The following is a 10,493-nucleotide window of genomic DNA, read 5'->3' on the forward strand; positions in this document are numbered from 1 at the left end:
CGTTGCGGGCGCGGCAAAAAGTACGGTTACGTCAGGCGCTGCGCGACTCGGTTTCGTCGTCGGCGAGTTCGCCCGCGTCGGGTGCGGTGTCGCGGCGATCATGATGATCGTCATGCACCGCTTGACTCTGGTCTGGTCCGGCCGGGTTGGCGCGAGCCGCGTCCCCAGTCTCGTTATGCAAGTCGCGCGTATCTTCGTGTTGCTCTTCCGACTGCGCGTCGGAACCGGCCGCATGAGCCAGTTCTGTGTCGTGCGTCTCGTGCGTCGCCTCATCGGCGATGCGGTGTTCGGTGTGCGCCAACGCATCCGTGCGCTCGACGCCGGGTTCGGCATGGTCGACAGATGCTTGCGACGCTACGTGCAGGTTTTCTTCAAACGTCGTCGCTTCGGCAGCATCTGGCTGCGACGGCGTTTCTTCGCTGACGCGTTCGGCTTCGACAGCGGCATCCGGCGCTTCAACGCCCTCCGATGCAGCATGAGCCATGCCATCGACGGAGGCGTCCACTGCTTCCATCGCGATGCCTTCGACATCGACCGATTCGCCGTCCGTGAACTCGATTGCGTGCTGCGCGAGCAGGTCGATGTTCGACTGCGCCGACGGATCGTCGAGTGGCGGCAGTTCTTCGAGCGACTTCAGACCGAGGTCGTCGAGAAACGAGCGCGTCGTCGCGTAAAGCGCCGGGCGGCCCGGCACGTCGCGATGGCCGATCACTTCGATCCAGCTGCGGTCTTCGAGCTGCTTCACGACCTGCGTATTCACGGTCACACCGCGAATTTCCTCGATATCGCCGCGCGTGACGGGCTGCCGGTACGCGATGATCGCCAGCGTCTCGAGCACGGCGCGCGAATACTTCGGCGGCTTCTCGGGATGCAGGCGGTCGAGATACGTGCGCATCGCAGGCTTGCTCTGGAAACGCCAGCCGGACGCCAGTCCGACGAGTTCGACACCGCGTCCGGACCAATCGTGCTTCAGGTCTTCAAGCAACGTGCGGACCGTATCCGCCGACACGCCGTCGGCAAACAGCTTACGCAAATCACCGAGCTTTAACGGCTCCTGCGCGCAGATCAAGGCAGTCTCGAGGACGATCTTCGCCTCTTGGGTATTCATGCAGCTAGGTCAGACCCTGTGGTCAAAGAAACCGGATCAAACAGACGATGTGGAACTGAAGACGCGCTCGCCCGATTCTGATCGGTCATATTGATGGGAGCACGCACCGGGGGGAGGCGAAAAAGGCATCGAGCCAAACCCAGCCGGACGACGGAGCAGCGAAATTCCGCGAGGGAACCGCGTGACTGGCTGCCATATTACGCAAAAACAATCGGTGCGTAAAGACGAAATCCAAACTGCACCGTAATCGACATGTACGGCGATGCATAACGCGTCGGCGCGCCGCGTGACTTCGGCACGCGGCGGCTTTTCACATGGCCCTTTTCACACGGCCAGTATGTTCAATGCATTCAGCGCGCGGCGTCGTGCCGTTCGAGGTAAGCCTTGAGCCGCTCCACGCCCGCATCGAGCCGCGCCGTGTCACACGCGTAGCACCAGCGCACGAAGCCCTCACCTTCAGGCCCGAATGCACTGCCGGGCGCGAGCCCCAGCCTCGCATCGCGTACCAGCGCCTTGCACAGATCGAGACTGCGCGACGCGCCCGGCAACGAGAAGAACACGTACATCGCACCCGGCGGCGCCTTCGCATCGACGCCCGGCACGCTCGACAGCGCGCGCACCAGGTGATCGCGCGACGCCCGCAAATCGCCGACCAGTTCATGCGTGAACGCCGCGCCCTGCTCGATGGCCGCAATGCCCGCCTGCTGCACGAACGCCGGCGAACACGACGTGTTGTACTCGACGAGCTTGCCGAGATCGTCCATCAGCGAGGCCGGCGCGACGATCCAGCCGAGCCGCCAGCCCGTCATCAGCCACGCTTTCGAGAACGAGTTGACGCAGATCACGCGCTCGTCGCGCGCAGCGAGGTCGAGGAACGACGGCGCGCTTTCGCCCGGCTCGCTCGCGTAGTAAAGACGTTCGTAGACTTCGTCGGCGACGATCCAGATGCCGTGGCGCCGACAATGCTCGAGCACGATGCGCTGCTCGTCGCGGCTCATCACCCAGCCGGTCGGATTGTTCGGCGAGTTCAGCATCAGCAGCTTCGTGTCCGGCGTCAGCGCGGCGAGCAGCCGCTCCAGATCGAGCTGCCAGCCCTCTGCACCATAAACGAGCGACACCGTGTCGACCTGCGCGCCGAGAATCTTCGGAATCTCGACGAGGTTCGGCCACAGCGGCGTCACGGCGACCACGCGGTCGCCCGCGCCGACCACCAGCTGCGCCGCCAGCATCAGCGCATTGACGCCCGCGCTCGTCACGGCCACATGCTCGACCGAGGTCGGCCCATGCAGCGCGCTCACATAGCGGGCGAGCGTCTCGCGCAACGGCGCGATGCCGAGGTTATGCGTGTAGAACGTCTCGCCCGAGGCCAGCGCCGCGCTCGCGGCATCGCGAATGAAGGGCGGCGTCACGCGGTCGGACTCGCCGAACCAGAACGGCAACACGTCCGGCAAACCAAAGCCGGCGTTCGCCACTTCGCGGATCTGCGACGGACGCAGCGCGCGCACGGCGTCGCGGGCATCCGGTCTTTTGATTGGCATCGATGATTCAGGCATCTGAGACTGGGGCAAGTCCATTTCGCGCATCGAGGGTCCCGGCGGGTCTGTCGAAAGATGCGAGTGTAGCGTGTCGCAAAATACAGGCGGAGTGAATCCCGCACACGGTGCGCGCGATCGCAGCGCTAGCGCTTGCGTCAGCGCAAGTCCTCGGTCCGGCCGGGCACCTGATGGATCAGATTCCACACGGCGTCGGCGGCGGGCGACAGCGAGCGGTCGCGCCGCCGCACCAGTTCGACGGTCCGCTCGGCCCGCGGCACGAGCGGCCGGGCGACCAGCGACGATCCCGCCGGCAGCGGCATCGCGAGCCACGGCAGTACGCTCACGCCGATACCCGCCTGCACCAGTCCGAATACCGTCGACGGATGGCCGAGCTCCTGCACGATATTGGCGCTCACGCTGTGCGCTTCCAGTGCAGCGTCGATGATCGGCCGGCTGCCCGACGCCTGATCGAGCATCACGAGGCGCTCGCCGTCCAGCTCGCGCCACGCGACCTCGCGGCTCGACGCGAGCGGATGATCGTCCCGGGAAACGAGGCAGAACGAGTCGGTCATCAACGGTTCGGTGAACAGGTCGTCAGCGGACAGCGGGCCGATCACCACGCCGAAATCCACTTCGCCCGACTTGACCTTGCGCACCACATCGCTCTGCACGTCGTCGCGCAGTCCCAGCGTGATATAGGGAAACTGCGTGCCGCACGCCGCGACGATATTCGGCATCAGCCGACACGCGATGGTCGGGCTGGCCGCCACCATCACGCGACCGCGCCGCTGCTCGCCGATTTCGCGAATCTCGCGCAGCGCGTCGTCGAGATCGGTCAGGAGGCGCGACACGCTTGCGACCAGATTGCCGCCGACGTCCGTCAGCTGGACTTCGCGCGTCGTCCGGTCGATCAGCTTCAGGCCGATTTCGGCCTCCAGCTCGCGCACGCACCGGCTGACGGCCGATTGCGTCAGCCCGATTTCGCTTCCCGCGCGGCTGAAGCTCTGGAGCCGAGCAACCTCGATGAATACGCGCAGTTGGCGCAGCGTCACATTCATCCCCTCTCCTCATGAATGACGTCGTTTGATGCGGATTTTAATCCCTGCAACGCGTTCGCGCGTTGTTTCGTCGCCTTCGCTGCAATGCAGCAAGAAGGCGCAAACGCACGCGGGACGGGCCTGATTGCACAAGATTGGTGATTGTCCCGATTTGCGTGATGAGTTTTTTGGATTCTCATACGGGCCAGGCTAACGCCCGGAACGGCTTGATGTGGCGGGGCTTCGGGGCGGTTAAGTGCAAGGTGGCACGCTTCATGCATTTCCCCTTGCACAAGAGTCGGCGCCGATTCGGACTGGTGAAAAAGTCCGCCAGGCATAGGCCGGCTCTCCGCCGGCGCCCGATACCGATCGGGCGCATGAAGAGTGCGCAGCGCGGGGCAGCGCACCGGAGTTAGCTTCGCTGAGGTGAAACATGATGGTGTTCGACGATTTGAGAGACAACGAGTGGGCGCTGGTTGAGGCGTTGTTCTGTGCGGAGCCGGCACGGAGCGAACGCCGTGGTCGACCACGCGTCGAAGCTCGCGCGGTAGTCAACGCCGTGTTGTGGGTTTTGTCGACGGGCGAGGGCTGGTCCAAGTTGCCGGGCCGCTATCCGTCGCCGCCGACGTGCCGTCGTCGCTTCGACGAATGGCAGGCGGACGGCACACTCGCGGAAATTGTGAAGCGACTTGGCACTAGCGGCCGCGAGATTTCGCTGCGCGGGCGCATCGGCGCAACGGCTGCGAAGCCGCCTGCACCGCCGAGCCGCGACCGTCTGCGCGGCGCGTTCTGGACCAATCCGGAATCGTGGCGCGCGCCCGTCAAGATGGCCTGATCGAGCTATTCACGCAACCGGGCGCCCTTGGGCGCCCGGCGCGTTTCTGAGGCCGGCGCCCATCCGGCCCGATTCCCCTTGATCTGAGGCGAGGCGTCGTTCCGGCGCGCGGGTTCGATCGCATGCGCGCGGACGCTGTTTCCGCGTCTCCGCTTCCTCGACGACAGCCTGATCCGTCGCTCGATTTTTTCCGCCGGTTACAACCCCGGTGTGCCCGCCTTCGCGCATCGCCGCGCGCCCGCGGCGACGCCCTTCCCGCCCGCCTGCTTCCGCAGCCACCCGATCAAGATATCGACGGTGACGGGACGAAACATCCATTTACTTTTATTTACAGCATGCTTTCGCCGCGCGGCATACCGTATGAGTATGCAAACAAGCCCGTCCCGGCCGGCTTGTCGGGAACCGATCATGAGGCCAATGTCACTGTATGTCTGCGGCCTGCTCATGTCACTGCTCGCTGCGACTGCATCCGCGCAACAACGACCGCAAGGCTGGAACTGGCGGCCGGAGCAGCCTGCCACGCTTCAGGCATGGCAGCAGGCGGAAGCGCGTAACCAGAATTTCACCCCGCCGACGCCGCGTGGCGATCTGCGTGGCGATATCGCGAGCAATGTGCGCGTGAGACCCGATGGCCAGCGCGAAGAGGCGCAGCAACGGCGCGCTCCCGGTGCGCATTGAGTCGGGCGCGTGGCGCGCCCGACCGCCCCCTGGCGTACGACGAAGATGTGCAATCTCGGGAACCACCTGCCGTGTGGCCAGTCTCACCAGTGCCATTAAGCACAGCGTGGCAGAAGTAATTCCGGTATGCCCGTATCCTCGTGATACGGGCTTTTTTTTGGCGTCGACGGTCGCTCAGGTCCGCGCAGCATGGCGCGCCGCCCTGTACGAATCGGGCGTCATAAAGGAAGTGTAAAAATGGGGAAATGACGGCGACATGCCCTCGACGCGCCTCATGCGGCGCGTTTTCCGCGCGCTACGTTGTTCTCACGTGCGCGCGCCCTGCGAAGCACCGTCGACTAGACGGCAGCCGCCCTCTCTCCGGCGACCGCGCCGGCGAAAACATAGATGCGCACCCGGCGCGCGTCCCAGTCGAGAGAGCGCTCATCGCGCGCGAGCCGCGCAAATTCGGCGCGGCCGAGTTCGGTCAGCACCGCAATGTCCACAGGCGCATGGAAACCCGGCGCGGGAGCGACTGTCCGTTGGCGAACGGTGTCCATCATGCCAAGCGAACGGAGATATTGAAAAACGCCCGGGCGCTTGGCCCACGGCACCTGACGGTATTGCGCCCGTCGCAGCGCCTCGAGTACGACTTCGTTGGAATAAGCGGTCATCTCACTTCTTTCTTAAAGTGCAGCCATGACTTATTTGTTCGCGACACAATGGCACGTCTGCTGACGTGCGCACGGCGGAGGGCGAAGATTTCACGCCTTGTCCGCCAATGCGGCCATTGGCCGCCGTTTATTTCGGCCCCCGTGTGAACGCCGTGCTAGCGTTCTGCTTCCAACTGGCGGCGATGCGTCCGAAATGGCGCGATAGTCCGCTCGTCGAATGTCCGAATACCATACGTTACCCCAATAAAATTGATTCTCTTAACTTTATTGCTGCTTTTTTTTGCAGCTTTTATGCTGCTGCGCAGCGCCCGCACGTTGATCGGCGTGACGACCATCGTGGTTTTCTGGGCGCTCGGCGCGGGGTGGCTGGCCCAGCCTTTGCTCGATCTCGCCCAGCGCGGTGCGCCGCCCGGCGGACAGACGGTTGCTCCCGCAACGTACGCAGCTCACACCGCCATCGTGATGCTCGGCACGGGCACGATTCAACGCGAGGGCAAGCTCGTTCCGCCCACGGACGGCATCGCCCGCATCGTCAAGAGCGCCGATCTCTACGCGCGCTGCAAGCGGGTCAGTCCCGTGTGCCATGTGATCGTGAGCGGCGGCAATCCGCAGCAGCACGAAGCGACGGAAGCCGACACCTACCTGCCCTACGTGCTGCGCGAAGGGGTGCCACGCGGCGACGTCATTCTGGAAAACACCAGCCTGACGACATACGAAAACGCCCGCAACGTCTCTGCCATTCTGCCGGACGGATATTACGGTTCGTTGATCCTGGTCACATCCGCCTTTCAAATGCCGCGAGCCTTGCTGGACTTCCACCGCTTCGGGATGAATCCGCTGCCCATCGTGTCGAACACCCGTCGGGCAACGCGCGGCCTGCTACCGCGCCGGATCAATTTCTTCAACGCCGAGATCGCGTTGCATGAACTGATCGGCATTGCGCAGTTTCATGTCTACCGGCAGATCGGCTGGTTCTGATTCGCGCGGCGCAGTTCGCAGCTTGCTTAGCTATCCGATGGATTCGAAGCGAGCTGCCGCCCCCTGCCTGTCATGCACGAGCGGGAAAATCTGACTTGCCGCGACACGCGCGGCGAAGCGCATCACAATACGATCGATGCGCGATGGCTTCTGCTGAGCGCCTTCGCGCAGGCCACGCACGGTTGTAACCAGACGTAACTGTATGTGAATCCTGTTACAGAAGACACGCTGGACTGAACATTGCTGGCTAGAATGCACTGTCGTTCCAACGGACAGGCCATACTCGGGTCCATAACCACTCTCTACGGAGGCAACGATGAAGAAAGTGTCCCTGGCAATCCTGGTTTCCCTTTCGGCACTGACGGGCGCGGCTTACGCGCAAGATCAAGGCGTGCGGATGAGTACCGATCCGGCAAAGGCCGCCGACGTCGAGCAGCGCGCGCAAGATCTGCAGGCAAAGCAGCAGGCGATGGAAAGCGCACCGCCTGCGCCGATGAAGCATCAAAAGGGCATGCACCACAAGAAGCCGGCCGCGCCGGCCCAGTAAGCGCCCTGCGTTGCGCATCGGCCGAAGCGCATAGAGGCATCATGCAGGCGCGCTTCCCGGCCGGATGACTGCGCAATGCAAAAAGCCGAAGCCGTTCAACACGGCCTCGGCTTTTTTATTTTGTGCCGCGGGGCGTCGACGACCTACGACCTACGACGTACGGCGTGTAAATCGCGCCGATCGCATGTCGCGAGGCGCGCATCGACGTTATGCTAAAGTCGCGCACCGAAGAATCAACCCAATTCACCCAACCCGCGTGCGCCCCTGGTGCGGAGGACAGAATGAGCAACATCCAGCTGGACATCGAATGGACTGAAGCAGCATCCCGCAAGATCGAAAAACTCATGCCGCGTGGCAATCAGGATGCGTTCCTTGCGCTGCCGCCCGTCGAATGTCTGCCGATGGAAGGCGACGTGCTGTTTCTCGGACCGGCCGGCAAGCAGCAGCCGTTCATCGTCGCGGAGCGCCAGTATCATCACGAAGGCGACGCCGACTGGACCATCATCCTGATCCTCGACGTGCCGCAAGCAACCCACTAAACGTATTGCGCGCCCGATTGCTTCAGCGCGCTTCGATCCGGGCCCGGCCGCCACGCTGCCGGGCCTTGCTGTTTTCAGCCTCGCCTGCTGCGCCTGCCAACTATCAGGCGATCTTCGACACGATGCGCAGTTCCGCCGATTCGATCCATTGCGCGGACGCCTTCTTGTAGGCCTCGATATGCGCGGACTTCGCATGCGCGGCCAGCGCTTCCTCACTTTCCCAACGCTCGAAGAACACGAAACGGCGCGGCTCGCGCAAATCACGGTGCAAATCGTACTGCAACGCACCGCGCTCCTTGCGCGTCGGTCCGACAATGCCTTCGAGCGCCGCGCGCAACTGCTCTTCATGTCCCGGTTTCGCCACCGAGATCGCCACCACCGCGATTTCCGACATGCTGCACTCCAGTTCTGAAAAACCAGCAGCATAGCGCCGCTGCCACAAATGCGTCGGCAATCTGCGCCAACTTCGAGTCATAACAGCGCAGACACTTGTACCCGTCTGTGATTACCCGAACATTCGAATCGCATACGAACTGCTAGACTGATTTCGACTAACTGAGCTGCACAACTGAGCGGAGTCGCGCGTGACAGGCATCGATCCGATCGCCTTCGAGCCCGACCTCCATTGCGCCGATGTTGCGCATGCCTGCCACCGGCATGTCGCTGCACACGGGCGAGCGCCGCACGCTGCATAGGACAATCTGCCGTCATGCCAAACGTCGACGATACGACGCTCACTGGCCTTCTGCAGCATATGGTGCAGGACGAGGCCGGATGGGCCGCGCCGTGGCGAACCATTACGTTGCGCAGCGTCTTCCAACCGGTCGTTTCCGTCACGCATCAGCGCGTAGTCGGCTACGAAGCGTTGCTGCGGGCCTTCGATCCCGTCGGCCATCCGATCTCCCCCGCCGTGCTGTTCTCAGGCACCCGCTCGACGGCCGACGCGCGCGCGCTCGACCGCCTCGCCCGCTGTCTGCATGTGGCGAACTTCATGGCGCAAGGCATCGATACCGGATGGCTGTTCCTGAACACGCGTCCGCAGGTATTCGAAACGGGCTGGCCGCAGCGCCCGTTCATCGATGAACTGTCGGAGCATTTCGGACTGCCGCAGGAACGCATCGTGATCGAGGTGCTCGAGCAGCCCGCCGACGACGAATCCGCCGTCGCCAGCATGCTCGCCGCTTCGCAGCCGCGCGAATTCCTGATTGCCATCGACGACTTCGGCACCGGCTTCTCGAATTTCGATCGCGTGTGGCGCTTCCGGCCCGACATCGTGAAGCTCGACCGCTCGCTGGTAGCGCGGGCGGGCCGCCAGGACAACGACAACTCGCTGATCGGCCACCTGATCAACATGCTGCATCAGTCGGGCACGCTGGTGCTCGCCGAAGGCGTCGAAACGGAAGACGAACTGATGACGCTGATGCAGGCCGACGTCGACTTCATCCAGGGCTACTGGTTCGGCCAGCCGAAAGCGTCGATCCAGGCGGCGACCGCGCGTGTGCCGGAACTGATCGAGCAGATGTGGCAACGTTTCGACAGCTACGAGCGCTCGCACTCGCGCTATCAACGGCCGGGTTTCGAAGGATTCACAGAAGCCGTGCTCGCGGGCGCCGCGCTCTACATGCAGACGGGCGATCTGGAAGAGGCGGCGAAGCCCGTCTTCCTGCTGCCCGATGCGCGCCGCGTGTTCGTGCTGAGCGATCGCGGCGAGCAACTGGCGCCGTCGATCACCGCGAGCGGCACGCCCTCTCCGCCCGCGCGGCTCGCGCCGCTCTTTCCCGACACCCGCAACAACTGGTCGAGGCGCGCGTATTTCAAGCATGCGCTCGCCGCGCCGGGACGCGTCGCGATGATGGGACCGCACTGCTCGCTGATGGATGGCCAGGATTGCTACACGGCGGCTGTCACCGTCCAGCGCGACGGCGCGACGCATGTGTTCTGCGTCGATTTCCTGCCCGAAGTGCGTAATCCGTGTCCCGTCTGAGCTAAAAGCACGCGGCGCCGCCGCGCCTGCCGCGCCCTAGTCGTGCGAGATCCGCTGCCGTCCTGATTTCACGTCGCTGCGCTTCGCCTTGCTTTCGAGCCGGCGTTCTTTCGACGCACGCGTCGGCCGCGTCGCGACGCGCGCCTTGCGGGTCACGCTGACGCTGTCGATCAATGCGTCGAGCCGCGCCAGCGCTGCCGCACGGTTCATGTCCTGGGTGCGGTATTCCTGCGCCTTGATGATGACGATGCCGTCGCGGGTGATCCGATGGTCGCTCATCGCGAGCAGGCGCATTTTCAACACCTCGGGCAACGACGACGCGCGCACGTCGAAGCGCAGATGAATCGCGCTCGATACCTTGTTGACGTTCTGCCCGCCCGCGCCCTGCGCGCGCACGGCCGTCAGTTCGATTTCGTTCGGCGGGATCGGATAGCGTGAAGTCATGTCAAAGAGTCGTGCGAGGAACGGGAAGTGTAACCGGCTATTTGCTGGCACATCAGCGGTATGCGAATTGCGTGCACGCAGCGCGGCATGTGCGTTGCCTGCACATCGCCCACCAGCGCGGCACGGATTTGCCGTCCATCGCCGATCTCGCCGAT

General features: G+C 63.7%; 11 protein-coding genes and 1 pseudogene. 6 read left to right on the forward strand and 6 right to left on the reverse strand.

Annotated elements, in window-relative coordinates:
- Window positions 1-31: 31 nt before the first annotated feature.
- From scpB to PPGU16_RS09950, 3 genes are all read right to left on the reverse strand, one after another.
- A complete protein-coding gene (gene scpB, locus PPGU16_RS09940) occupies window positions 32-1,108 on the reverse strand; it encodes an SMC-Scp complex subunit ScpB (protein ID WP_180719841.1) in 1,077 nt (358 codons plus the stop codon).
- Window positions 1,109-1,458: 350 nt separating this feature from the next.
- The gene (locus PPGU16_RS09945) at window positions 1,459-2,691 is read right to left on the reverse strand and encodes a pyridoxal phosphate-dependent aminotransferase (protein WP_434064394.1); all 1,233 of its coding nucleotides are present in this window, start codon (window positions 2,689-2,691) and stop codon (window positions 1,459-1,461) included.
- A 107-nt stretch (window positions 2,692-2,798) separates the two neighbouring features.
- Complete coding sequence (locus PPGU16_RS09950; RefSeq protein WP_180719843.1) at window positions 2,799-3,701, reverse strand: LysR family transcriptional regulator; 903 nt, start codon at window positions 3,699-3,701, stop codon at window positions 2,799-2,801.
- 415 nt (window positions 3,702-4,116) lie between these two features.
- On the opposite strand from PPGU16_RS09950, the pseudogene PPGU16_RS09955 reads away from it, so the two are divergent.
- A pseudogene (locus PPGU16_RS09955) lies at window positions 4,117-4,512 on the forward strand (transposase); the annotation flags it as partial.
- A gap of 411 nt (window positions 4,513-4,923) precedes the next feature.
- Window positions 4,924-5,193, forward strand: coding sequence for a hypothetical protein (locus PPGU16_RS09960; RefSeq protein WP_180719844.1), 270 nt, complete (start codon window positions 4,924-4,926; stop codon window positions 5,191-5,193).
- Window positions 5,194-5,531: 338 nt separating this feature from the next.
- On the opposite strand, the gene PPGU16_RS09965 is transcribed toward PPGU16_RS09960, so the two are convergent.
- Window positions 5,532-5,846, reverse strand: coding sequence for a hypothetical protein (locus PPGU16_RS09965; RefSeq protein ID WP_180719845.1), 315 nt, complete (start codon window positions 5,844-5,846; stop codon window positions 5,532-5,534).
- 291 nt (window positions 5,847-6,137) lie between these two features.
- Between PPGU16_RS09965 and PPGU16_RS09970 the strand changes: the two genes are divergently transcribed.
- The 3 genes from PPGU16_RS09970 to PPGU16_RS09980 all read left to right on the forward strand — a co-directional run bounded on the left by PPGU16_RS09970 (window position 6,138) and on the right by PPGU16_RS09980 (window position 7,910).
- The gene (locus tag PPGU16_RS09970; protein ID WP_180719846.1) at window positions 6,138-6,824 is read left to right on the forward strand and encodes a YdcF family protein; all 687 of its coding nucleotides are present in this window, start codon (window positions 6,138-6,140) and stop codon (window positions 6,822-6,824) included.
- 316 nt (window positions 6,825-7,140) lie between these two features.
- Entirely contained in the window at window positions 7,141-7,371 is a 231-nt protein-coding gene (locus PPGU16_RS09975; protein WP_131242816.1) for a hypothetical protein, read from the forward strand.
- 281 nt (window positions 7,372-7,652) lie between these two features.
- Window positions 7,653-7,910 (forward strand): hypothetical protein, encoded by a 258-nt coding sequence (locus tag PPGU16_RS09980; RefSeq protein WP_007588495.1) that lies wholly within the window; start codon window positions 7,653-7,655, stop codon window positions 7,908-7,910.
- Window positions 7,911-8,013: 103 nt separating this feature from the next.
- On the opposite strand, the gene PPGU16_RS09985 is transcribed toward PPGU16_RS09980, so the two are convergent.
- Window positions 8,014-8,304 carry a putative quinol monooxygenase gene (locus PPGU16_RS09985; protein ID WP_036004624.1) on the reverse strand — a complete coding sequence of 97 codons (291 nt, stop codon included), beginning with the start codon at window positions 8,302-8,304 and terminating at the stop codon, window positions 8,014-8,016.
- Between the two features lie 315 nt (window positions 8,305-8,619).
- On the opposite strand from PPGU16_RS09985, the gene PPGU16_RS09990 reads away from it, so the two are divergent.
- Window positions 8,620-9,894 (forward strand): EAL domain-containing protein, encoded by a 1,275-nt coding sequence (locus PPGU16_RS09990; RefSeq protein WP_180719847.1) that lies wholly within the window; start codon window positions 8,620-8,622, stop codon window positions 9,892-9,894.
- Window positions 9,895-9,930: 36 nt separating this feature from the next.
- On the opposite strand, the gene arfB is transcribed toward PPGU16_RS09990, so the two are convergent.
- Window positions 9,931-10,338 carry an alternative ribosome rescue aminoacyl-tRNA hydrolase ArfB gene (arfB, locus tag PPGU16_RS09995; protein ID WP_180719848.1) on the reverse strand — a complete coding sequence of 136 codons (408 nt, stop codon included), beginning with the start codon at window positions 10,336-10,338 and terminating at the stop codon, window positions 9,931-9,933.
- Between the last annotated feature and the right edge of the window lie 155 nt (window positions 10,339-10,493).

It is taken from the genome of Paraburkholderia largidicola (assembly GCF_013426895.1).
Taxonomy (GTDB): Bacteria; Pseudomonadota; Gammaproteobacteria; order Burkholderiales; family Burkholderiaceae; genus Paraburkholderia; species Paraburkholderia largidicola.

Excerpts from the sequence above, each read along its gene's own strand:
- scpB (WP_180719841.1), bottom strand. The coding sequence starts at position 1,108 with ATGAATACCCAAGAGGCGAAGATCGTCCTCGAGACTGCCTTGATCTGC.
- PPGU16_RS09945 (WP_434064394.1), bottom strand. The coding sequence starts at position 2,691 with ATGCGCGAAATGGACTTGCCCCAGTCTCAGATGCCTGAATCATCGATG.
- PPGU16_RS09950 (WP_180719843.1), bottom strand. The coding sequence starts at position 3,701 with ATGAATGTGACGCTGCGCCAACTGCGCGTATTCATCGAGGTTGCTCGG.
- PPGU16_RS09960 (WP_180719844.1), top strand. The coding sequence starts at position 4,924 with ATGAGGCCAATGTCACTGTATGTCTGCGGCCTGCTCATGTCACTGCTC.
- PPGU16_RS09965 (WP_180719845.1), bottom strand. The coding sequence starts at position 5,846 with ATGACCGCTTATTCCAACGAAGTCGTACTCGAGGCGCTGCGACGGGCG.
- PPGU16_RS09970 (WP_180719846.1), top strand. The coding sequence starts at position 6,138 with ATGCTGCTGCGCAGCGCCCGCACGTTGATCGGCGTGACGACCATCGTG.
- PPGU16_RS09975 (WP_131242816.1), top strand. The coding sequence starts at position 7,141 with ATGAAGAAAGTGTCCCTGGCAATCCTGGTTTCCCTTTCGGCACTGACG.
- PPGU16_RS09980 (WP_007588495.1), top strand. The coding sequence starts at position 7,653 with ATGAGCAACATCCAGCTGGACATCGAATGGACTGAAGCAGCATCCCGC.
- PPGU16_RS09985 (WP_036004624.1), bottom strand. The coding sequence starts at position 8,304 with ATGTCGGAAATCGCGGTGGTGGCGATCTCGGTGGCGAAACCGGGACAT.
- PPGU16_RS09990 (WP_180719847.1), top strand. The coding sequence starts at position 8,620 with ATGCCAAACGTCGACGATACGACGCTCACTGGCCTTCTGCAGCATATG.
- arfB (WP_180719848.1), bottom strand. The coding sequence starts at position 10,338 with ATGACTTCACGCTATCCGATCCCGCCGAACGAAATCGAACTGACGGCC.